The organism is Mesorhizobium sp. B2-8-9 (assembly GCF_006439475.1).
Classification (GTDB): domain Bacteria; phylum Pseudomonadota; class Alphaproteobacteria; order Rhizobiales; family Rhizobiaceae; genus Mesorhizobium.
In genome coordinates this window covers 160,682-181,470 of sequence record NZ_VFTQ01000009.1, presented here as the reverse complement: position 1 = coordinate 181,470, position 20,789 = coordinate 160,682, and the positions used below count along the sequence as shown (strand labels likewise).

The window sequence follows — 20,789 nt, the reverse complement described above, 5'->3', positions numbered from 1 at the left end:
ATGATTGGCGAAAGCGGCCGCGACAGCTGATCTCCCCCCTTTGCGGGGGAGATGTCCGGCAGGACAGAGGGGGGTGCTGTCCCGCCAGCATTGCCGGTTTAGTCCGCACCCCGCTCCTTCGCCAGCCGCACCAGCACCGCCCGGGTCTGCTCATCCGCAGGGAAGAAGGATTCGATCGCCAGCTCCGACAGCGTGACGTCGAGCGGCGTGCCGAAGACGGTGATCGTGCTGATGAAGGACAGCACGGCGTCGCCATGCGCGAGCTTGAGCGGATGGACGATGCCGCTCGGCTCGACGGGTGCGGGCCGGCTGCTTCTCAGGCCCGACGGATAGGCGCGCAACTCTCGCTCCAGCTCAATCAGCACCGGGTCGCCGGTGGCGTCGTTCTGGTGCTTGAGCCGCTCCAGCAGATGCGCGCGCCACTCCGCCAGATTGACGATGCGCGGTGCCACGCCGTCCGGGTGCAGGCTGAGCCTCAGCACGTTGACCGGCGGCGTAAGCAGGGACGGCTCGGAAATATCGGCAAGGAACGGGGCGATCGCGCCATTGGCGGAAATAAGGTTCCAACGCCGGTCCACCGCCAGTGCCGGAAAGGGCTCGTGGCCCTTGAGCACGGTCTCGACGGCGGCAAGCGCCGGCGCCAGCGTCGCATCGGTCAGCGGCTTTTCGCTGAAGCTCGGCGCGAAGCCGGCGGCAAGCAACAGTTGATTGCGCTGTCGCAGCGGGATCGACAGCTGCTCGGCAAGATGCAGCACCATGTCGCGCGAAGGCTGGGCCCGGCCGCTTTCGACGAAGGAGAGATGCCGCTGCGAGATATCGGCCTCCATGGCGAGGTCGAGCTGGCTCATGCGCCGCCGCGTGCGCCATTCGCGGATCAGGCTGCCGGCGGAAGGTTCGGATGTGGTCATGGGAGAGGAGTAGGGCGGCGAGGGACGCAGTTCAATTACCTTTGAGGTCATAGCTCCGCCTTCTCCCCTTGTGGGAGGAGGTGGATCGGCGCGCAGCGCCGAGACGGATGAGGGGTGTTCCAGCGGACTGAGACGCTGGCATTCCCTGGAGCACCCCTCATCCGCCCTTCGGGCACCTTCTCCCACAAGGGGAGAAGGAAAAAGTGCTCACGCCAGCCCCTTCAACTTCGCCTTGACCTCGAGAAAATCCCGCCACGCCAGTTTCTTGTGCGCCGGCGTCCTGAGCAGATAGGCCGGGTGCAGCGTCGGCATCGCCGGAATGGCAACCCCGGAAGCGGTCGTGTGCACCCGCCAGTTGCCGCGCAGGCGCAGGATGCCCTCGGTCGTGTTGAGCAGCGTCTTGGCTGACGGGCCGCCGAGATTGATCAGCACCTTGGGATTGACCAGTTCGATCTGCCTTTCGATGAAGGGCCGGCAGATCTCGGTCTCGTGCGGCGTCGGCGTGCGGTTGCCCGGCGGCCGCCACGGAATGACGTTGGCGATATAGGCCGAGTTGCGGTCGAGGCCGATCGCGGCCAGCATGCGGTCGAGCAGCCGGCCGGAGCGGCCGACAAAGGGCAGGCCTTCAAGATCCTCGTCTCTGCCCGGCGCTTCGCCGACCAGCATCAGGTCGGCGTTCGGATTGCCGTCGGCGAAGACCAGGTTCTTGGCCGTGAATTTGAGATTGCAGCCGTCGAAGGCAGCCATGTGCTGGCGCAGTTCGTCGAGTGTTGTGGCGCGGGCGGCAAGTTGCCGCGCGGCCGCCGCCTGCGCCTCGTCGGGAACAGTGGCAGCCGGCACGCGCGCCGGAGCGTCCGGAATATTGCGCGCGTCGAGGCCGGATGATGGCGTTGCCGGCACGGGCGCCGGGGGCCGCTCCGGGACCTCCCCGGATGCCGGGCGGCTCTCGGGTCTTGCGTCGCGAGGCAGCGCAGCCGGCGCCCGCTCGGCAGGCCTGCCTTCGGCCGACTTCGCCGCCGCTTCGGCAAACCGGTTGACCGGCGCGTCTTCCAGCGCGTCGTCGACGCCGGCGCTGGCATAGAAGGCGAGCAGTTCGGCGATCTCGGCAGGTGTGCTGGGGGAGGCGGCAGGCATGGCGCCACCATTGTCCGCGCGGCGCCGATTTGCAAGGTTAAGCCATGTTCGCCTGTATTGGAGCATGTCGAGATTCAGGTCAGGCCGAGTCGAAAATGGTGGTTTCCGAGAACCGGAGCGGAGCGTACTTTTCGTACGTGAGCACCGGAAGCGCAGGAAACCGCCATTTGCAGGCCGGCATCACCTGAATATCGATATGCTTTCACCCAGTGGGTATGCGGGGATCCTGCACGATGTAAAACGTCCAGCGCGGCGTATAATCGGTGACCAGGAAATCGAAGGTCGCCGTCTTCAGCGGGTCGATCTTGCCGTTGCGGAACAGCAGCCGGTCATAGGGTTCGAACCGGCGGTCGAAATCGGCGAAATTGCTCGACCAGATGTTGTCGGGCGTCTTGTTGCGCTGGTCGAAGGACAGGCCGTCGCCGAACACGCTCGGCTGGTCGAGGATCTCCTGCAGCTCGAACTGGAATTCCACCCAGGGCAGCGCGCTGTTGTTGAGCACGTCGATGCGCATATACATCACGCCGTTGGCGACCGCGCCGGCCTTGCCGAAGGGCTCGATCGGCTTGGTCGCACGGATCGTCAGCGTTACCGGCGTCGCCGTGTTCAATTCCTCCCTGATGACCAGCGGGTCTTCCTTGGTGCCGATGCCAGACGCCCCCGTGATGCGGAAGCCACCCAGCTCGTCGGAGAAGGAATAGGCGCCGGTCGCCCAGACCTTCACCGGATCGGCTTCCGCCGGAAGGGTCAAAAAGAGGAGCGGAAGAACCGCGCGCCAGGCCATGCCTGGCGTGAAGAGTAAGCGCTTCGATGAAAAGCCGGCTGGCTCTGGACTGCGCATGACGCGAAGTATCGCCGATAACCAAGCCGTCGAACAATTAAAAACATGCCGTCGCCGCCTGGCCTGTCAACCAAGTGGCGCTGGCCTATGCTTGGCCATGGCCTGCGCGGCGACCGTTTCGTAGGGAAAACCGCGACTTTTTGTCGAAATCGCTGTTGTCACGTCAGCGCCGGTTTCGCGTCGCGAATTGATGCGCTATGCAGCGCATGAGCCAGCACAATGCGAGAACATGGCGAGCCAGTGAGGGGCCGATGAGCGAAATCGAACGCGAGAGCATGGAATTCGACGTGGTGATCGTCGGCGCTGGTCCCGCCGGCCTTGCCGCCGCGATCCGTCTGAAGCAGCTCAACCCGGACCTTTCCGTCGTCGTCCTGGAGAAGGGCGGCGAGGTTGGCGCCCATATCCTCTCCGGCGCCGTCGTCGACCCGATCGGCATCGACCGGCTGCTGCCCGGCTGGCGCGAAGAGGAGGGCCATCCGTTCAAAACACCGGTGACGGACGACCATTTCCTGGTGCTCGGGCCCGCCGGTTCCTTCCGCCTGCCGAACTTCCTGATGCCGCCGCTGATGAACAACCACGGCAATTACATCGTCTCGCTGGGCAATGTCTGCCGCTGGCTCGCGACCAAGGCCGAGGCGCTGGGCGTCGAGATCTATCCGGGTTTTGCCGCGGCAAGCCTCGTCTACAACGAGGCCGGCGCCGTCAGCGGCGTCATCACCGGCGACATGGGCGTCGAGAAGGACGGCACGCATGGCCCGGCCTACGCGCCCGGCATGGCGCTGATGGGCAAATATGTGCTGATCGGCGAAGGCGCGCGGGGATCTTTGGCCAAGCAGCTCATCGCCAAATACAAGCTTTCCGAAGGCCGCGAGCCCGGCAAATATGGCATCGGCCTCAAGGAGCTCTGGCAGGTGAAGCCCGAGAACCACAAGCCGGGCCTCGTGCAGCATTCCTTCGGCTGGCCGCTCGACATGAAGACTGGTGGCGGCTCCTTCCTCTACCATCTTGAGGACAACCAGGTGGCGGTCGGCTTCGTCGTCCACCTGAACTACAAGAACCCTTATCTGTCGCCCTTTGAGGAATTCCAGCGCTTCAAGACCCATCCGGCGATCGCCGGCACCTTCGAGGGCGCCAAGCGCATCGGCTACGGCGCACGCGCCATCACCGAGGGCGGCTGGCAGTCGGTGCCGAAGCTTTCCTTCCCCGGCGGCGTGCTGATGGGTTGCGCGGCAGGCTTCGTCAACGTGCCGCGCATCAAGGGCTCGCACAATGCGGTGCTCTCCGGCATGCTGGCGGCCGAGCATGTGGCCGGGGCGATTGCCGGCGGCCGCGCCAATGACGAGCTCGCTTCCTACGAGGAAGCCTGGCGCGGCACCGACATCGGCAAGGACCTGAAGAAGGTGCGCAACGTCAAGCCGCTCTGGTCGCGCTTCGGCACCATTGTCGGCGTCGGCATCGGCGGTCTCGACATGTGGCTGAACACGCTGTTCGGCTTCTCGCCTTTCGGTACGCTGAAGCATGGCAAGGCCGACTATGCGACGCTCGAACCCGCCGCCCAGCATCAGAAGATCGCCTATCCGAAGCCGGATGGCGTGCTGACCTTCGACCGGCTGTCCTCGGTGTTCCTGTCGAATACCAACCATGAGGAAAACGAGCCGGTGCACCTGATCGTCGGCGACATGGCGCTGCAGCAGCGTTCCGAGCACGATGTCTTTGCCGGTCCCTCGACCCGCTATTGCCCGGCCGGCGTCTATGAGTGGGTGGACAAGGACGGCAACGCCGCAGCTGACCCATCGGCCAAGGATGTGCGCTTCGTCATCAACGCGCAGAACTGCGTGCACTGCAAGACCTGCGACATCAAGGATCCGAACCGGAACATCAACTGGGTGCCGCCACAAGGCGGCGAAGGCCCGGTTTACCAGGGCATGTGATCCGCTCCGACCGGGCCATCTCGACCGCCGCTCCAACAGGCCCGGCGAAGGTCGGGTAGCCGCGCCTTATCGGCAGAGACCGTTGAAGCCGGGCGCCGAGTATGGTCTGCTTCGCCTTCAAACGAGGAGGCGGACATGCGGCGCATCAGCCTGGCGATTTTAGCTGCTGCCGGCATGCTTTCTTGCGCGCCTGCCTTCGCCGGCACCAAGCTGATCGTGCATGTGCGCAGCTACGACGTCACCGGCAGGACCGGGGCTGAACTGATCGAGGCAATGGACGGCCTCGGGCCGAGGCACGGCCATGCCACGCGCGCCATCGCCGAGACCGGCTATACCGTGCATTGGAACCTCGACGTGAAACGGGACAACGGCATCTGTCGGCTGCGTCAGGCCACCGGCATGATCGACCTGACCTACACCTTTCCGCGCCTCACATCGCCGTCCGGCCCGGTCCTGCGCGAGCGCTGGGACCGTTTCATGGCCGGCGTGCGCCAGCATGAGCATACCCATGGCCGCATCGCCAAGCAGATGATGCGGGCAACCGAGACGGCGCTTGCCGGGCTCGAGCGGCCGGATAACTGGTTCTGCACCGGTCTTCGCTGGGACGCCAGGCATCGCATCGACACGATCTATGCCGACTACGAGGCCAGGCAGAATGCCTTCGACGCGCGCGAGCACCGCGACGGCGGCCATGTCGAGAAACTGGTCAATGCATTGATGGGGAAGAACTGAAACTCCAGCCCGTTCGCCGACCGAGCGGACGTCAGCTCCGCGGCTTGTTCGGCGCGTCGTTCGCCGCCAGCGCCGATTTGTGCTCGTCCTCGGGCGCGTTGCTGTCGGTCGGCAGCGTGAATTCGACCAGGACCGGCAAATGGTCGGAGCCGATGTCCTCCAGCCGGGCCGATGACAGGATCGTCACCCCGCCCTTGCTGAACACCTGGTCGATCGGCAGGCCCGCATAGCGGCGCAGAAAGTCAGGCAGCGTGCGGTGGATCCAGGTCGGACCGGCCGAAGGCATCAGAGTCATACCGCTCATTCGCGCCACCCGCCGCACCGCCGCGCTCCACGGCACGGCATTGCAGTCGCCTGCCATGATGGCGGTCTCGCCGAGCGCGGCCAGCGGTTGCGCCAGTTCGCCGATCTGCCAGTATTGCTCCTTCGGCCACGGCCAGCTGAGATGGATCGCGGCGACATTGACCGGAATGCCGCCGAAATCGATCATGGCGGTAGCCATCGCGCCGCGCGGCTCGCAACGCGGCGCGGTGCCGGCGGCGAAGGGACGGCGCGAGAGCAGCGCGACGCCGAAAATGCCGTTGGGGTAGTCGCACAGGATACGATAGGGGTAGGCGCCGGCGATATAGCTGAGCTCCTTCGCCCACATGCCGGACACTTCGTCGAGCGTGATGACGTCCGGGTTGGTCCTGCCGATCAGCGACAGCACCTTCTTCGGCGTCGGGTTGTTGAAGCGCAGGTTCATCTGCAACAGGCTGTAGGTGATGCGGTCGGCCGGCTTTGCGACCGCCTGCTGCGCCGACAATCTGGGCAGTGCGCCCGTCGTCGTAACGAAGCAGGCGATGGCGAAGACCAGCACGGCGACGGCCTGCAGCCGGTAGGGACCGGCCAGCAGGGCCAGCGCGAGCAAGGCCGTCAGCAGGCTCAGATGCATGCGGAAATGAGAGAAGGAATCGAAGGCCGGATGCAGCGCGCCGAAGAACCCGGCCAAGAGCGCAGCCGAGCATGCCATCATCGCCAGGACTATCAGCTGAGCCATCATGCTCAAGCGCGCACCGCCCGTTGTCATTTTCTCCGAACCCCAGTCTTCCGTTCGGACCGGTTATCGGCCAAATTGCGGCCCAAGCAAGACGACCGATTGCCTCGCCGGTCGCTGGCAGGCGTGCGGCTATTGGAATGCCGTTTCGGAAAAGCTTCTGAGCTTGCGCGAATGCAGCCGCTCCATCGGCATTTCGGCCAGCTTCTCCATCGCCTTGATGCCGATGGTCAGATGCTGCGCCACCTGTCGCTTGTAGAACTCGGTCGCCATGCCGGGCAGCTTCAGCTCGCCATGCAGCGGCTTGTCGGAAACGCACAGCAGCGTCCCATAAGGCACGCGGAAGCGGAAGCCGTTGGCGGCGATGGTGGCCGATTCCATATCGAGCGCGATGGCCCGGGACTGCGACAGGCGCTGCACCGGTCCGCGCTGGTCGCGCAGCTCCCAGTTGCGGTTGTCGATGGTGGCGACGGTGCCGGTGCGCATGATGCGCTTGAGGTCGTAGCCCGACAGGCCGGTCACTTCGGCGACCGCCTCCTGCAGCGCCACCTGGATTTCGGCCAGCGGTGGGATCGGCACCCAGACCGGCAGGTCGTCGTCGAGCACATGGTCCTCGCGCACATAGGCATGCGCCAGCACATAGTCGCCCAACGCCTGCGTGTTGCGCAGCCCGGCGCAGTGGCCAAGCATCACCCAGGCATGCGGCCTCAGCACCGCTATATGGTCGGTGATGGTCTTGGCGTTGGACGGGCCGACGCCGATATTGACCATGCTGATGCCGCCATGGCCCGGCTTCTTCAGGTGGTAGGCCGGCATCTGCGGCAGGCGGTGCGGCGGCGTTCCTTCCGGGACCGTCTCCCCGTTCCTGGTCACGACATTGCCGGGTTCGACGAACTCGACATAGCCGCTGTCACCATTGGCCATCAACTCGCGGGCGCGCGCCACGAATTCGTCGATGTAGAACTGGTAATTGGTGAACAGCACGAAGTTCTGGAAGTGCTGCGGGCTGGTCGCCGTGTAATGCGTCATGCGGTGCAGCGAATAATCGATGCGCTGCGCGGTGAAAGGCGCCAGCGGCCGCGGCTCGCCGAACGCCACCTCGAAAGTGCCGTTGGCGATCTGGTCGTCGGTGCCGTCGAGATCGGGCACGTCGAACAGGTCGCGGATCGGTCGCTTGATGCGCTCGGCGGCGGCGCCGTCGACATAGGTGCCTTCCAGGAAGGCGAAATGCAGCGGGATGGGTGTCGTCGATTCCGAGACCGTCACCGTCACGCCGTGATTGCGCATGATGAGCCGAAGCTGCTCGATGAGATAGTTCTCGAACAGTTGCGGCTGCGTGATCGTGGTGGCGAAATGGCCGGGCGTCGGCATATGGCCATAGGCCTGGCGCGAGTCGACCTGGCTGAACGAGGTCGTGGTGACGCCGATCTGCGGATAGAAGGCCCGGTAGCGCTTGCTTTCATCTCCGCCCGCGGCAAGGGCTGAGAAAGAATCGCGCAGGAATTTGGTGTTGCGGTCGTACAGCGCCTGCAGCGCCGCGACGGCCTTTCTGGCATCGTGGAAGTCCTGCTTGCCGAAGGGCTCCGGCATGACGACCGAGTCGATAGCTTGGGGGTAGATTCGCTTTTCCATGGCTCAATATAGAGACTCAGGAGAGCGCTTGGGAGGGGTGAGCGGACAGGAACCGCAACCCAGCTGGAGATTTTTGTTATCGCTCCGATTCAAGGTGTGACCTGATTCAGGTCAGGCCGAGTCGAGAAAGGTGGATTCCGAGAACCGGCCTACGCCTCACCTGAATATCGTCACATCTACCCGCGCTGCAGGCTGATCAGCAGCACGAAGCCTACGCTGGTGTTCTTGTGCGGCGGCGCCTCGATCCTATGGCTTGTATCGGCCCGCATCATCGGCACCGCCAGCACCGGGGCTGCCAGCAGCATCAGGATAAGCATCGCCCGCGGCAGCAGCCGGAGGATCTTCGTTGCATTGTCGGCGATGCGGTTCATTTTGGTGGTATCCCGGTTTCCAGCTTGGTCGATTTTAAGCTTTGTCGTTTCAGCGCTCGATTTGGTTCACGAGGCCGACAATGCGGGCACCGGCCGTTCCCAAAAGCGGGCCGAATGACCGGCCTCCGCCACCAGGATGGCGAAGAGCATGCCGAACAGGCTCATCAGCAGGCAGACGATGGTGAAGCGACGGGCAAGCATTTCTCTCTCCTTCAATGCGGGAGAAAATGCCTGACGGCCTCTGAACCGGTTCTGAGACCGGTATTCATCTGCGGTTCAAATTGATTGACGAGAGTCTTGCACCGTGCCGGTGCCACAGCGCGGCGGAGCGCTGTCGCTGCAATAGAAAACGGGGCCGCGTAGAGCAATTCCAGGAAAAGTGTGAGCGGTTTTCCGTTCGGATTGCGTCAAACAAAGACGCAATTCCAGGAAAAGTGAGCGGTTTTCCGTCCGGGATTGCGTCAAACAAAGAAATAGGGCGTTTCACCGTTCCGCAAAAACGGTGAAACACCCTTGGCCGTCTCGTATGGTCTGGGAGTTTGGCGCTCAGAGCTTGTGCCAGGTCTGGCTCTTGCAGATCAGGCCGCCGAGCACGCAGCCGCTCATCTTGAGCGCGGTGCCCGAGAGCGTCGCCTTGCCGGAATAGGTCTTGTCGTTTGCCGGGTCGGTGATGCTGCCGGCATATTTGTTGTCGCCGGCCGCCTTCAGCGAGCCGATCGTCTTGCCGGCGTATTTGCCGGTCTTGAGCGTGATCGAGAAAGAACCGCTCCCGCCGATCGCCGCGGTGTCGCCGGCCTGCGTCTTCCAGTTGCCTTCGATCGGGTCAGCGCATGCGGCGCCCGCCATCATCAAGGTGGCCGCCAAGGCCAGAGTCAGCTTTCGAAACATCGTGTCCACCTCCCTATGGGGTTGCGGCGGGCTCCAGTCCGCCTTCCTGCCCCTTACGCAAAGGTAAAGCTAATCCAGCCGCCGCCAAAACGAAAGCGGTGCCGCGACGGAAGGTTGCAAGGATTTTCGCCACGCGGCCGACTGAAGATAAACGCGATCGAAAAACGCTTCGGTTTCCGTGGTTAGCGAAGTCTTGATTCTGCCGCCGGCAATTTTCATCGAATTTGGCGCAAAATGGCTGAAACGCTGGATTCCCATGCTTAACGGTTTTCCGCGTTTACCTCTTGTTTTAGCTTTGTTTTCCTCAAATTAAGCAAGCCATTTAACGACGGATTCAAGGCCAGCCGTCATCCTCGAAAGCATCGAAAGAGCGGCTCGTCCCGAGGGGATACCACGGGAAAAGGAGGCAGCTCTCGGGAGCCAGACAGGGGATTGAAATGGCACGCTTTGAAATGCTTGAAGACGGCTTCGGCGCCATGGGGGCAACTGCCCAGGCCGACATTCTTTTCGAACTGGGCATGATGTATGCGACGGGCCGCGATTGCGAGACCGATGTCGTTGCCGCCCACAAATGGTTCAACATCGCCGCGATCAAGGGCTCGGCCCGCGCCGCCGAGCTGCGCTCGGAACTGTCGGCCACTATGTCGAAAGTCGAGATCGCCACGGCGCTGCGCGAAGCCCGCGAATGGATGACGATGCACTGATCCTCAGCGCGTAGCGCTCAGAGCTCATCGGGACAAGGCCGCGAAAAGACGGCCGGTCAAGAAGAACGAGAACGTGGCGGGTTGAGACAACCGAAGCCACGCAAAAAACAGGGAAGCGAGCGAGTTTCAGGCGCGGGGGCGTCTGGGGAGCTCGACTGCAAAAGCCGTGACCGACCGAAACAAGGTCGGCGCGGCTTTTTGAATTACGCTTGGTAATCAGGCGCGTGGCCCAAGAAATCCTCGTCGGAATGAACCAAAGCCGGCCTCACTGTCCTCTCGACAGTTTCGGCGAAGGGTGAAATTGTCCCGGCTCTGTGGAAGAAGCGCGGCCGGATCGGCACGCGCAAGTGGAGGAGTTCTTATAGTCATGAAAAAATTGGGTATTTTGAGCGCGGCCGCTTTTGGCCTGATGATGAGCGCCCCGGTTGCCTTCGCCGACGACATCACCATTTCGGTGGTCGGCCCCATGACCGGTCAGCTCGCCACCATCGGTGACCAGTTCAAGCAGGGCGCGCAGGCCGCCGCCGACGCGATCAATGCGGCTGGCGGCGTCAACGGCTCCCAGATCAAGCTCGACATCGAAGACGACCAGTGCGATCCGAAGCAGGCGGTCTCGGTCGCCAACCGCATCGTCGCCAACGGCGTCAAATTCGTCGACGGCCATGCCTGCTCGGGCTCCAGCATTCCGGCCTCGGCCGTCTATGCCGAAGCCGGCACGCTGATGATGAGCCCCGCCTCGTCCAACCCGGTGCTGACCGACGCCGCCGCCAAGGCCGGCTGGCCGACCATCATGCGCCTCTACACGCGTGACGACGCGCAGGGCGCCTTCATCGGCCCCTGGATCGCCAAGAAATACGCCGGCAAGAACGTTGTCGTCCTGCACGACAAGAGCGCCTACGGCCAGGGCGTTGCCGACGCCGTGAAGGCGACGATGAATGCCGGCGGTCTCAAGGAAGTCGATTACGAGGGCATCAATGCCGGTGAGAAGGACTATTCGGCCCTCGTCACCAAGCTGAAGGAACTGAAGGCCGACGTCGTCTATTTCGGCGGCTATCACCCCGAGGCGGGTCTGATCCTGCGTCAGGCGGCCGAGCAGAACGTCAAGTTCCAGCTGATCATGCCGGACTCGATCGCTTCGCCGGAATTCTGGCAGGTTGCCGGCCCGGCCGGTGAAGGCACCATGTTCGTCTTCCCGTCGGACCCGCAGGCCAAGCCTGAAGCGAAGGACGCGGTCGCCAAGATCAAGGCCGGCGGCTTCACGCCCGAGGGCTTCACGCTGTTCTCCTATGCCGTGATCCAGGCTGTGGCCGAAGGCGTCAAGCGCGCCGGCACCGACGATCCGGCCAAGGTCGCGGAGGCGCTCAAGGACGGCAAGCCGATCAGCACCGTGGTCGGCGACGTCATCTTCGACGAGAAGGGCGATCTGAAGAACGCCAGCTACGACATCAACCAGTGGCACGACGGCAAATACGCGCCGATCAAGCCGTAATCGGTTCTGCAAGAATCAAGGGAATGGCCGGGACGAGCCCGGCCATTTCCGTTTGTGCTGCGGCATTGACGTGCAGGGGAGGTTGTCCCGCCATACCTAATTATTTTGTCTCGTTAACGAGACAATCGAACAGCCGCTTCAGCCCTGCCCATTCTCCGCAAACCGCACCAGCACCGTGCCGTCGCTGACCTGCGCGCCCTCGGCCGCGATCTCGGCGATCACGCCGTCATGCGGGGCGGCGATCATGTGCTCCATCTTCATCGCTTCGAGGATCAAAAGCGGCTGGCCCTTGATCACGGCATCGCCCGCCGCGGCGCGCACCAGCTTGACCAGCCCCGGCATCGGCGCGCGCAGGCTGCCTGAGGCGGCTCCCGCCTCGTCGGCCTTGGCGAGCGGATCGGGGACCGTGAACGTATAGCCGACCGCGCCCTCGAAGACGGTGACATGGCCGGGCCAGCGGGCGGCATGCGGCATGGTCCTCAAATCATGCGTGTTCACCGCATCATGCGGCGCCTCCAGCACCACCCGGAAGCGGCCGTCTGAGCGTGCCGAAACCCGCGCCAGGATGTTCTCCTCGCCATAGCGCAAGCGGGTGCGGCGCGAGAGCGGGTGGAAATGGGCATAGCTGGAAAGCGTGGACCAGGGATCGGCGGCGGAAGCGGGCACGGCGGTATCCGCCGCCGCCAGCGCCGCGGCGGCGATCGTCTCGTCGCTCGGCGGGGCAATGGCGGTGAGCGCCGCCTGGTGCCGGCCGATCAGCCCGGTATCGACATCGCCCGCCGCGAAATCGGCGTCGGCAGCGAGCGCCGCCAGGAAGGCGGTGTTGACGGTCGAGCCGGCCACTTCCGTCCGCGCCAGCATCTCACGCAGCGTGCCGAGCGCCGACGCCCGATCCTTCCCGTGCGCTACCAGCTTCGCGATCATCGGATCATAGAAGGGAGAAATCGCATCGCCGGCGCGCACGCCGGTCTCGATGCGTATCGCGGCACCTTCCGGCGCCGCGTCGGGGAATTTGAGATGATGCAGCGTGCCGGTCGCCGGCAGGAACCCTCTCGCGGCATCCTCGGCATAGAGGCGGGCCTCGAAAGCGTGGCCGAACAAAGCGATCTCATTTTGCATCTTCGGCAGCGTTTCGCCGGACGCGACGCGAAGCTGCCATTCGACGAGATCGACGCCGGTGACCATCTCGGTGACGGGATGCTCGACCTGCAGTCGGGTATTCATCTCCATGAACCAAAAGCGGTCGGCCTTGAGCCCCTGAGAGGCGTCGACGATGAACTCGATCGTGCCGGCGCCCGAATAATTGATCGCCTTGGCAGCCTTCACGGCCGCCTCCGTCATCTCCTTGCGCAGCGCCGGCGTCATGCCGGGGGCGGGCGCTTCCTCGATCACCTTCTGGTGGCGGCGCTGCGCCGAGCAGTCGCGTTCGAAAAGATGCACGGCGTTGCCGAAATTGTCGCCGAACACCTGCACTTCGATGTGACGCGGCTTGTCGACATATTTTTCCACCAGCACGCGATCGTCGCCGAACGCCGCCTTCGCCTCGCGACGCGCGCTGGAAAGCGCCTCCGAGAAGTCGTCGGGATGGTCGACGCGCCGCATGCCCTTGCCGCCGCCGCCGGCGCGCGCCTTGATCAGCACCGGGTAGCCGATCTCGCGCGCCTTGGACGCAAGCAGGACGATTTCCTGTGCTTCGCCGTGATAACCCGGCACCACGGGCACGCCGGCCTTTTCCATCAGCCGCTTGGCGGCGTCCTTCAATCCCATGGCGCGGATCGAGGCGGCGGAAGGACCGATGAAGACAAGGCCTGCCGCCGTCGCCTGATCGACGAAATCGGGGTTTTCCGACAGGAAGCCGTAGCCGGGATGGATGGCCTCGGCGCCGGTGGCGAGCGCCGCCGCCACGATCCTGTCGCCGCGCAGATAGCTTTGGCCGACGGGCGAGGGGCCGATATGCACCGCCTCGTCGGCCATCTCGACATGGAGCGCGCGGGCATCCGCGTCCGAATAGACGGCGACGGTGCGCACACCGAGCCTGCGGGCGGTTCGGATGACACGACAGGCGATCTCGCCGCGATTGGCGATCAGGATCTTGCCGAACATGGAACCTCCGCAGCCGGGGTGTGTCTCGGGCGACGACGGCATACCTTCGCGCGCCCCTCTGTCCTGCCGGACAGCTCCCCCACTAGGGGGGAGATTGGCAGCTTTGGCGCAGCCGCTCTCTTTTCAACGATAGTGATTGGCGAAAGCCGTCGTGACGTCCGATCTCCCCCCAAGAGGGGGAGATGTCCGGCAGGACAGAGGGGGGCGCTGTCCCGCCAGCCTCTCCAGCTGATCATCTGAATTTGCCTGTACTGAGCCTTTTGCTCCAAGATCAGCTCTCCCCAATGGCCGCAACGGCCTGCCGATATAGCTCCGCCGTCTGCTCGTCGAAGCAGCAGAAAGTAACCGTATCCGGCAGCGCATTTTGCCCCAGGAAGGCGCTTACGGCACCAACAGCGATCCCGGTTGCCTGGTCTTTCGGATAGCCATAGATGCCGGTCGAGATCGCCGGGAAAGCGATGGTTCGACAATCATGGCCGAGCGCGATTTCGAGCGAGCGCCGGTAGCAGGAGGCGAGCAGCTCGGCTTCGCCCTGGCCGCCGCCTCGCCAGACCGGACCGACCGTGTGGATGACATAGCGCGCCGGCAGCCGATAGCCCTTGGTCAGCTTGGCGTCGCCGGTCTTGCAGCCGTGAAGCGTGCGGCACTCGGCAAGCAGCTCCGGCCCAGCCGCGCGATGGATGGCGCCGTCGACGCCGCCGCCGCCCAGCAGCGAGGAATTGGCGGCATTGACGATGGCGTCGACCGCGAGCCTGGTTATATCGCCGGTGTGGACACGGATCCTGTCGCCGAGAGCACTCATCGTCACATCCTGAACACGCCGAATTTCGTCGCCTCTATTCCGGCATTGAGCGCCGCCGAAAGGCTGAGCGCCAGCACGTCGCGGGTCCTGGCCGGATCGATGATGCCGTCGTCCCAGAGCCTGGCCGAGGAATAGAGCGGGTGACCCTCATGCTCGTATTTCATCAGGATCGGCTTCCTGAATTTCGCCTCCTCCTCGGCGCTCCATTCACCGCCCTTACGCTCGATGCCCTCGCGCTTGACCATGGCGAGCACCGTGGCCGCCTGCTCGCCACCCATCACCGAGATGCGCGCGTTCGGCCACATCCACAGGAAGCGGGGCGAATAGGCGCGGCCGCACATGCCGTAATTGCCGGCGCCGAACGAGCCGCCGATGATCACCGTGAGCTTCGGCACCCTTGCGGTGGCGACCGCCATCACCAGCTTGGCGCCGTCCTTGGCGATGCCGCCGGCCTCGTATTTTCGGCCGACCATGAAGCCGGTGATGTTCTGCAGGAAGACCAACGGAATGCCGCGCTGGCAACAGAGCTCGATGAAATGCGCCCCCTTCAGCGCGCTTTCGGAAAACAGCACGCCGTTGTTGCCGAGGATGCCGACCGGCATGCCGTGCAGATGGGCAAAGCCGGTAACCAACGTCGCGCCGTAGTTCTGCTTGAACTCGTCGAACTCCGAGCCGTCGACCAGCCGGGCAATCACCTCGCGCACGTCATAAGGCTGGCGCAGGTCCGTCGGCACGATGCCGTAAAGTTCGCTCGGATCATGAAGCGGCGGCACCGGTTTCTGCAGATTGAGGTTTAGAGCCTTGTTCCGATTCAGATTCTTGACGATGCGCCGGCAAATAGCCAAGGCGTGCTCGTCGTCCATCGCATAGTGGTCGGCGACCCCCGAGAGCCTGGTGTGGACATCGGCGCCGCCGAGCTCCTCGGCGCTGACATCTTCTCCGGTGGCGGCCTTCACCAGCGGCGGGCCGCCGAGAAAAATGGTCGCCTGGTTGCGCACCATGATCGTCTCGTCCGACATCGCCGGCACATAGGCGCCGCCCGCCGTGCAGGAACCCATGACGCAGGCGATCTGCGGGATGCCGGCGGCCGACATATTGGCTTGGTTATAAAAGATGCGGCCGAAATGCTCGCGGTCCGGGAAGACCTCGTCCTGGTTGGGCAGGTTGGCGCCGCCGCTGTCGACCAGATAGACGCAAGGCAAGTTGTTCTGCAGCGCGATCTCCTGCGCCCTGAGATGCTTCTTCACCGTCAGCGGATAATAGGTGCCGCCCTTCACCGTGGCGTCGTTGACGACGACCATGACCTCGGTGCCCTCGACGCGGCCGACGCCGGTGATGATGCCGGCCGAGGAAATGTCCTCGCCATACATCGACCATGCCGCGAACTGCCCGACCTCGAGGAAGGGCGAGCCTGTGTCGAGCAGTTGCGCCAGCCGCTCGCGCGGCAACAGCTTGCCGCGTGAAACGTGGCGTTCGCGGGCTTCGTCCGAGCCGCCGCGCTCGACGCTTGCCGCCTTCTCGGCGATGTCGGCGACCAGTGCGCGCATGCGCTCCGCATTGGCGCGAAAGGTGTCGGAGGAGGGGGAAATTTGAGTTTGCAGTGTGGCCACGGTCGATTCCTATTGCTCTGCCACGATTTGCAGCGTGCCGTTTCGCCGCTCGAAGATACATTCAGACAGAAGGTCGGGTTCGCTTCGAAAAACATTGGCGATCAATACGTGGGCTATCTGCACCGCCCTCGGCAAACGCTTGTCGAACACAATAATCGCGTCGCGTTGCGGAATGGCTATGACGACGCCCTCGGGGAATTGGGGTTCGAGCAGGGCCCAGAATTTGTCAGTCAGGAGAAGGGCGGGCGAGATCGCTTCGTCACCTTCGACGCTGAAGATGGATATCCCTTCGCGAATTCTCTCCTGTTTTACCTTGGACATCTGCCTATCGATGTTTGCGAGAGCAAGTTGGCGAAGTTGTGCGAGGGAACGTCCTCCGACATCAGACTTGGGTACGCTGCGAAGGGAATCTTCATCGTCGATCTGGTAGAGGACGACAACGTCACCAGCGAGATCCTCATAGACGGGATCCTTTTCGGGCACCGCGCCGCCTTTGAAAGCATCGAGATGCTCGCGAGGGCGAATGTTCGCTATCACGTGATCAGCGTCGAAGCCTGTGTTGGTGTCGGCAAAGACAAGAACGTTCAAGAATCGCTGGATTTCGGACTCGATATCCTCGGAGGGTAGTTCGCGAAGGCGACCCAACAAATTGGTGACGTCGACCTCGAGATTCTGATCCTTACCTGAGAGCACTGTCGTTACATGCAGACGAGCCGGATCGATAGGGTCGGGAGCAACCGCTTTGACACGACTGTCAGTCTTCAACCGCGAGATCACTTCGGTTCGCAGCGCATCCGCATCCTTGAACAACGGCGTGCCGGAATGCGCTGTCGCGACGAATGCCAGGAGCAAAATCGAAGTGACAATCGCGCCCACAATTCGTTTGAGATCCAGTGGCAGCCTTGGCATTTTAAAAGCTCACGCCCCCTCCGCCATGATCTCGCGTCCGATCAGCCAGCGGCGGATCTCGCTGGTGCCGGCGCCGATCTCGTAGAGCTTGGCGTCGCGCAGCAGCCGCCCCGTCGGATAGTCGTTGATGTAGCCGTTGCCGCCGAGCAGCTGGATAGCGTCGAGCGCCATCTGCGTCGCTTTCTCGGCGGCGAACAGCACACAGCCGGCGGCGTCTTTTCGCGAGGTCTCGCCGCGGTCGCAGGCGGCCGCAACCGCATAGACGTAGGCCCGCGCGGCGTTCATCGTCGAGTACATGTCGGCGAGCTTGCCCTGCACCAGCTGGAAGGTGCCGATCGGCTGGCCGAACTGCTTGCGCTCATGCACATAGGGCACAGCGACGTCGAGGCAGGCCGCCATCAGCCCGATCGGGCCCCCGGACAGCACCGCGCGCTCGTAGTCGAGCCCCGACATCAGCACCTCGACGCCGCGCCCTTCCTCATGCAGCACGTTCTCGAACGGCACCTCGACATCCTCGAACACGAGCTCGCCGGTATTGGAGCCGCGCATGCCGAGCTTGTCGAGTTTTTGCGCCACCGAAAAGCCGGCCATCGTCTTCTCGACGATGAAAGCCGTGATGCCGCGCGCATGGCGTTCCAAATCGGTCTTGGCATAGACCACCATCGTCCCGGCGTCCGGGCCGTTGGTGATCCACATTTTCGAGCCGTTGAGCACGTAGCGGTCGTTGCGCTTTTCGGCGCGCAGGCGAAGCGACACCACGTCCGAGCCGGCGCCTGGTTCCGACATCGCCAACGCGCCGACCGTCTCGCCCGAGCAAAGGGCAGGCAGGTACTTCTCCTTCTGCGCCGGCGTGGCCCAGCGGTTGATCTGGTTGACGCAGAGGTTCGAGTGCGCGCCGTAGGAAAGGCCGACCGAGGCGGACGCGCGCGAAATCTCCTCCATCGCCACGACATGCGCGAGGTAGCCCATGCCGCTGCCGCCGAAGTCCGGATCGGCGGTGATCCCGAGCAGGCCGAGCGCGCCGAGCTCGCCCCAAAGATGCGCGGGAAATTCGTTGCAACGGTCGATCTCGGCCGCGATCGGTGCGATCCTGTCCTGGGCGAAGCGCCTCACGGTATCGCGCAGCCCCTCGATGTCGCTATCAAGTCCGAAGTTCAGCGTATTCGTGTACATGCCGTTCCTCCCTGCCCCGGTCTTCGCGGAGATCGCGCCGTATCAGAGTGCCACGGCGTCCCTGGCGCGCCCCGAGGGACGCGCGCTGCCATGGCTGATTGTCGCGCCGACCAGGCGCATTGTCATCGAAAGATATGATGCCGTGACTTCGGCGATCGACAGCCGCTCGCCCGGCCGGAACCAGACGATGACGCCGGTCATCATCTGGATCAGCGCCATGGCAGTGAGCCCGGTGTCGTCGACCTGAAAGACGCCGGCCTCGGCGCCGTCGCGCAGGATCGTGCGCAGTTCCTTCTCATAGGCCGTGCGCATTTTGAGGATCTGCGTCAGCCTTTCATGCGAAAGGCTGCGCAATTCCATGTTGGAGACATGAGTGGCGTGACGCCGCCCGATGTGGAAAGCGATGTGGTTTTCGACATAGGCGGTGAGCCGGCCCACCGGATCGACGCTCGCCGGTCGCGTCGCTTCCCAAGTCTCGAGCAGGCCTTCCATATGCTCTCGCATCAAGGTGAAAAGCAGATCTTCCTTGGTCGGGAAGTAGCGATAGAGCGCTGCCGCCTGCACGCCGACCTCGGCCGCCAGCTGCCGCATCGACATCGCCTCGTAGCCGAGGCGCGCGATCAGGCTGACCGCCGCCTCGCGAACGGCCGCTTCGGTCTTTTCCCCGTCGGAACCTGCGGTGCGTGCCATGTTTGCCTCTGACGGCAATAATAAAACGAACGTTCAATTAATTCAAGCTTCCAAATTCCCCTCCAGGTACGGCTGTCGCATATGAGTTTATCGACGAAGTCCAACGCAACGCCGTCATCCTCGGGACAAGCCCGAGGATGACGCCAATCAAGGCATGCCGGCTATCCGAACTCCCAAAGCCATATGCGATTGCCCCTCTCTCAGGGGAAGCTACCTGGCCTACACGATGATCCTGAAATCCACCGGCGCCTCTTCGGCCGCTTCCTCGATCTCGACCTTCGAGACGAGCGCGCCCCGCGGCCCTTGCCACAGGCGTTCGATCATCGCCGTGACAGCGGCATCGGCGCCGGCGATCAGTGCGGTGACCGAGCCGTCACGCTCGTTGTGCACCCAACCCGTCAGCCCGAGACGCATCGCTTCTGCGCGTGCCCAGACGCGGTAACTCACACCTTGAACCGTGCCGGAAACGCGCGCCCGAACGATTCTATGCTCGCCTTGCATTGCCTGTGCTCCGCGTTGCGCTTGGCGGAATCTGGCACAGCAAGGGGCAAAGGCAACAGGGGCTTGGGCTAGGGTGTGTTGAGATTCAGGTCAGGCCAAGCCGAAAATGGTGGCTTCGAGAACCGGAGCGGAGCGGACATTCGGGTCCGTGAGCACCGGAAGCGCAGAAAACCAGCATTTGCAGGCTGGCATCACCTGAATATCAACACATCCTAGTTCCCCCGCGCCGCCGCCAGCGCGCCCGGCAACTCCTCGGCGAAGATGTCGAGCTCATGGTCGAGCCCGACGCTGACCCTGATGCAGCGGTCCAGCACCGGCACCATCGGCTTGCGGATGAACACGTCGTGCGACAGGAGGCCCTGCATCACCTTCAGTGCGAAGGCGCCGTCGCGGCCGCAGTCGACGGTGACGAAATTGGTTGCCGACGGCAACGGCTTGAGATCGTTCTGCCTGGCGATGGCTGAAATGCGCTCGCGGCCTGCCGCCACGCGCGCCACCACCGAGCGCAGGTAGTCCTGATCAGCAAGCGCCTCAAGGCCGGCGATCTGCGCCATGCGGCTGACGCCGTAGTGGTTGCGGATCTTCTCGAAGTCGCGGATCACCTCCGCTTCCGCCACGGCGTAGCCGCAGCGTATGCCGGCCAGGCCGTAAGCTTTGGAGAAGGTGCGCATGCGAATGACGTTCGGCCGCGCGACATCGATCGCCGGCAGCGCCGAGGCCGGTCCCAGCTCGCCATAGGCCTCATCGAGCACGAGCATGGTGGTTTCCGGCAGCGCTTCGATGAAGCGAACGACATCCGGCGCCTCCCACCAGCTTCCCATCGGATTGTCGGGGTTCGAAAGATAGACCAGCGGTGCCTTTTCGCTCGCGACCTTGGCGAGAAGCCCGTCCAGGTCCTCTTTGTCATTGGCATAGGGAACCGTCACCAGGCGGCCGCCGACGCCGGCGATATGGAAATTGAAGGTGGGATAGGCGCCAAGCGAGGTAACCACCGCGTCGCCAGGGCCGACATACATGCGCGCCACCAGGCCGAGCAGGCCGTCGATGCCTTCGCCCACGACCACGTTTTCGATCGCCACGCCGTGATGCGCGGCGGCCGCCACCTTCAATTCGTAGTTGTCGGGATCGCAATACATCCACTGGTCGCGGGCAACGCTTTCCATGCGGGCTATGACGCGCGGCGAAGGCCCGAAGCTGCTTTCGTTGGCGCCGATGCGGGCCCGGAACGGCCGCCCGCGCTCGCGCTCCTGGGCCTCCGGGCCAACGAACGGCACCGTGGTGGGAAGCGCACTGATGATCGGCGTGAGGGAAGGGCGACGAAGCATGGCACAGGCT

At 63.8% G+C, this 20,789-nt stretch carries 21 protein-coding genes; 4 read left to right on the top strand and 17 right to left on the bottom strand.

The window, feature by feature from the left end; translation table 11 throughout:
* Window positions 1-98: 98 nt before the first annotated feature.
* The 3 genes from FJ423_RS14135 to FJ423_RS14125 form a co-directional block, all read right to left on the bottom strand.
* A complete protein-coding gene (locus FJ423_RS14135) occupies window positions 99-908 on the bottom strand; it encodes a helix-turn-helix transcriptional regulator (RefSeq protein WP_140842603.1) in 810 nt (269 codons plus the stop codon).
* Window positions 909-1,115: 207 nt separating this feature from the next.
* Window positions 1,116-2,042 (bottom strand): uracil-DNA glycosylase family protein, encoded by a 927-nt coding sequence (locus tag FJ423_RS14130; RefSeq protein ID WP_140842568.1) that lies wholly within the window; start codon window positions 2,040-2,042, stop codon window positions 1,116-1,118.
* Window positions 2,043-2,244: 202 nt separating this feature from the next.
* Window positions 2,245-2,883, bottom strand: coding sequence for a hypothetical protein (locus FJ423_RS14125; protein ID WP_140842566.1), 639 nt, complete (start codon window positions 2,881-2,883; stop codon window positions 2,245-2,247).
* A gap of 251 nt (window positions 2,884-3,134) precedes the next feature.
* Between FJ423_RS14125 and FJ423_RS14120 the strand changes: the two genes are divergently transcribed.
* Together FJ423_RS14120 and FJ423_RS14115 are read left to right on the top strand one after the other, a co-directional pair.
* Window positions 3,135-4,814: an electron transfer flavoprotein-ubiquinone oxidoreductase gene (locus FJ423_RS14120; RefSeq protein WP_140842564.1), complete on the top strand. Its 1,680-nt coding sequence runs from the start codon at window positions 3,135-3,137 to the stop codon at window positions 4,812-4,814.
* A gap of 135 nt (window positions 4,815-4,949) precedes the next feature.
* Window positions 4,950-5,546 (top strand): DUF922 domain-containing protein, encoded by a 597-nt coding sequence (locus FJ423_RS14115; RefSeq protein ID WP_140842562.1) that lies wholly within the window; start codon window positions 4,950-4,952, stop codon window positions 5,544-5,546.
* A gap of 31 nt (window positions 5,547-5,577) precedes the next feature.
* Here the strand turns inward: FJ423_RS14115 and FJ423_RS14110 are convergent, their stop codons facing one another.
* From FJ423_RS14110 to FJ423_RS14090, 6 genes are all read right to left on the bottom strand, one after another.
* Entirely contained in the window at window positions 5,578-6,588 is a 1,011-nt protein-coding gene (locus FJ423_RS14110; RefSeq protein ID WP_140842560.1) for an endonuclease/exonuclease/phosphatase family protein, read from the bottom strand.
* Window positions 6,589-6,714: 126 nt separating this feature from the next.
* Window positions 6,715-8,172 (bottom strand): AMP nucleosidase, encoded by a 1,458-nt coding sequence (locus FJ423_RS14105; RefSeq protein WP_224606368.1) that lies wholly within the window; start codon window positions 8,170-8,172, stop codon window positions 6,715-6,717.
* Window positions 8,173-8,390: 218 nt separating this feature from the next.
* The gene (locus tag FJ423_RS14100) at window positions 8,391-8,585 is read right to left on the bottom strand and encodes a hypothetical protein (protein WP_095766908.1); all 195 of its coding nucleotides are present in this window, start codon (window positions 8,583-8,585) and stop codon (window positions 8,391-8,393) included.
* Between the two features lie 66 nt (window positions 8,586-8,651).
* On the bottom strand, window positions 8,652-8,786 hold the full coding sequence (locus FJ423_RS34600) for a hypothetical protein (protein WP_281408973.1): 135 nt from the start codon (window positions 8,784-8,786) through the stop codon (window positions 8,652-8,654).
* A gap of 345 nt (window positions 8,787-9,131) precedes the next feature.
* Window positions 9,132-9,473, bottom strand: coding sequence for a DUF2147 domain-containing protein (locus FJ423_RS14095; protein WP_140842558.1), 342 nt, complete (start codon window positions 9,471-9,473; stop codon window positions 9,132-9,134).
* A gap of 69 nt (window positions 9,474-9,542) precedes the next feature.
* Window positions 9,543-9,731, bottom strand: coding sequence for a hypothetical protein (locus tag FJ423_RS14090; RefSeq protein ID WP_140842556.1), 189 nt, complete (start codon window positions 9,729-9,731; stop codon window positions 9,543-9,545).
* Window positions 9,732-9,910: 179 nt separating this feature from the next.
* Here FJ423_RS14090 and FJ423_RS14085 point away from each other — a divergent pair, with 179 nt between their 5' ends.
* Entirely contained in the window at window positions 9,911-10,177 is a 267-nt protein-coding gene (locus tag FJ423_RS14085) for a sel1 repeat family protein (RefSeq protein WP_027164869.1), read from the top strand.
* A 367-nt stretch (window positions 10,178-10,544) separates the two neighbouring features.
* Window positions 10,545-11,666, top strand: a complete 1,122-nt coding sequence (locus FJ423_RS14080; protein WP_095766910.1) for an ABC transporter substrate-binding protein — start codon at window positions 10,545-10,547, stop codon at window positions 11,664-11,666.
* 138 nt (window positions 11,667-11,804) lie between these two features.
* On the opposite strand, the gene FJ423_RS14075 is transcribed toward FJ423_RS14080, so the two are convergent.
* From FJ423_RS14075 to FJ423_RS14035, 8 genes are all read right to left on the bottom strand, one after another.
* Window positions 11,805-13,769 (bottom strand): acetyl/propionyl/methylcrotonyl-CoA carboxylase subunit alpha, encoded by a 1,965-nt coding sequence (locus FJ423_RS14075; protein ID WP_140842554.1) that lies wholly within the window; start codon window positions 13,767-13,769, stop codon window positions 11,805-11,807.
* Between the two features lie 271 nt (window positions 13,770-14,040).
* Window positions 14,041-14,571, bottom strand: coding sequence for an O-acetyl-ADP-ribose deacetylase (locus FJ423_RS14065; protein ID WP_140842552.1), 531 nt, complete (start codon window positions 14,569-14,571; stop codon window positions 14,041-14,043).
* 2 nt (window positions 14,572-14,573) lie between these two features.
* Entirely contained in the window at window positions 14,574-16,181 is a 1,608-nt protein-coding gene (locus FJ423_RS14060) for a carboxyl transferase domain-containing protein (RefSeq protein WP_140842550.1), read from the bottom strand.
* 9 nt (window positions 16,182-16,190) lie between these two features.
* Window positions 16,191-17,090 carry a hypothetical protein gene (locus FJ423_RS14055; RefSeq protein WP_095766914.1) on the bottom strand — a complete coding sequence of 300 codons (900 nt, stop codon included), beginning with the start codon at window positions 17,088-17,090 and terminating at the stop codon, window positions 16,191-16,193.
* A 9-nt stretch (window positions 17,091-17,099) separates the two neighbouring features.
* A complete protein-coding gene (locus FJ423_RS14050) occupies window positions 17,100-18,263 on the bottom strand; it encodes an isovaleryl-CoA dehydrogenase (RefSeq protein WP_140842548.1) in 1,164 nt (387 codons plus the stop codon).
* A gap of 42 nt (window positions 18,264-18,305) precedes the next feature.
* On the bottom strand, window positions 18,306-18,953 hold the full coding sequence (locus FJ423_RS14045; protein WP_140842546.1) for a TetR/AcrR family transcriptional regulator: 648 nt from the start codon (window positions 18,951-18,953) through the stop codon (window positions 18,306-18,308).
* A gap of 219 nt (window positions 18,954-19,172) precedes the next feature.
* A complete protein-coding gene (locus tag FJ423_RS14040) occupies window positions 19,173-19,454 on the bottom strand; it encodes an acylphosphatase (protein WP_140842544.1) in 282 nt (93 codons plus the stop codon).
* 212 nt (window positions 19,455-19,666) lie between these two features.
* The gene (locus FJ423_RS14035; RefSeq protein ID WP_140842542.1) at window positions 19,667-20,779 is read right to left on the bottom strand and encodes a pyridoxal phosphate-dependent aminotransferase; all 1,113 of its coding nucleotides are present in this window, start codon (window positions 20,777-20,779) and stop codon (window positions 19,667-19,669) included.
* Window positions 20,780-20,789: the final 10 nt, after the last annotated feature.

Bases quoted from the DNA above. Each gene is read 5' to 3' on its own strand.
- FJ423_RS34600 (WP_281408973.1), bottom strand. From the start codon at position 8,786: ATGCTTGCCCGTCGCTTCACCATCGTCTGCCTGCTGATGAGCCTGTTC.
- FJ423_RS14130 (WP_140842568.1), bottom strand. From the start codon at position 2,042: ATGCCTGCCGCCTCCCCCAGCACACCTGCCGAGATCGCCGAACTGCTC.
- FJ423_RS14105 (WP_224606368.1), bottom strand. From the start codon at position 8,172: ATGCCGGAGCCCTTCGGCAAGCAGGACTTCCACGATGCCAGAAAGGCC.
- FJ423_RS14135 (WP_140842603.1), bottom strand. From the start codon at position 908: ATGACCACATCCGAACCTTCCGCCGGCAGCCTGATCCGCGAATGGCGC.
- FJ423_RS14085 (WP_027164869.1), top strand. From the start codon at position 9,911: ATGGCACGCTTTGAAATGCTTGAAGACGGCTTCGGCGCCATGGGGGCA.
- FJ423_RS14075 (WP_140842554.1), bottom strand. From the start codon at position 13,769: ATGTTCGGCAAGATCCTGATCGCCAATCGCGGCGAGATCGCCTGTCGT.
- FJ423_RS14045 (WP_140842546.1), bottom strand. From the start codon at position 18,953: ATGGCACGCACCGCAGGTTCCGACGGGGAAAAGACCGAAGCGGCCGTT.
- FJ423_RS14040 (WP_140842544.1), bottom strand. From the start codon at position 19,454: ATGCAAGGCGAGCATAGAATCGTTCGGGCGCGCGTTTCCGGCACGGTT.
- FJ423_RS14055 (WP_095766914.1), bottom strand. From the start codon at position 17,090: ATGCCAAGGCTGCCACTGGATCTCAAACGAATTGTGGGCGCGATTGTC.
- FJ423_RS14115 (WP_140842562.1), top strand. From the start codon at position 4,950: ATGCGGCGCATCAGCCTGGCGATTTTAGCTGCTGCCGGCATGCTTTCT.
- FJ423_RS14090 (WP_140842556.1), bottom strand. From the start codon at position 9,731: ATGGGAATCCAGCGTTTCAGCCATTTTGCGCCAAATTCGATGAAAATT.
- FJ423_RS14065 (WP_140842552.1), bottom strand. From the start codon at position 14,571: ATGAGTGCTCTCGGCGACAGGATCCGTGTCCACACCGGCGATATAACC.
- FJ423_RS14125 (WP_140842566.1), bottom strand. From the start codon at position 2,883: ATGCGCAGTCCAGAGCCAGCCGGCTTTTCATCGAAGCGCTTACTCTTC.
- FJ423_RS14095 (WP_140842558.1), bottom strand. From the start codon at position 9,473: ATGTTTCGAAAGCTGACTCTGGCCTTGGCGGCCACCTTGATGATGGCG.
- FJ423_RS14035 (WP_140842542.1), bottom strand. From the start codon at position 20,779: ATGCTTCGTCGCCCTTCCCTCACGCCGATCATCAGTGCGCTTCCCACC.
- FJ423_RS14100 (WP_095766908.1), bottom strand. From the start codon at position 8,585: ATGAACCGCATCGCCGACAATGCAACGAAGATCCTCCGGCTGCTGCCG.
- FJ423_RS14050 (WP_140842548.1), bottom strand. From the start codon at position 18,263: ATGTACACGAATACGCTGAACTTCGGACTTGATAGCGACATCGAGGGG.
- FJ423_RS14080 (WP_095766910.1), top strand. From the start codon at position 10,545: ATGAAAAAATTGGGTATTTTGAGCGCGGCCGCTTTTGGCCTGATGATG.
- FJ423_RS14120 (WP_140842564.1), top strand. From the start codon at position 3,135: ATGAGCGAAATCGAACGCGAGAGCATGGAATTCGACGTGGTGATCGTC.
- FJ423_RS14110 (WP_140842560.1), bottom strand. From the start codon at position 6,588: ATGATGGCTCAGCTGATAGTCCTGGCGATGATGGCATGCTCGGCTGCG.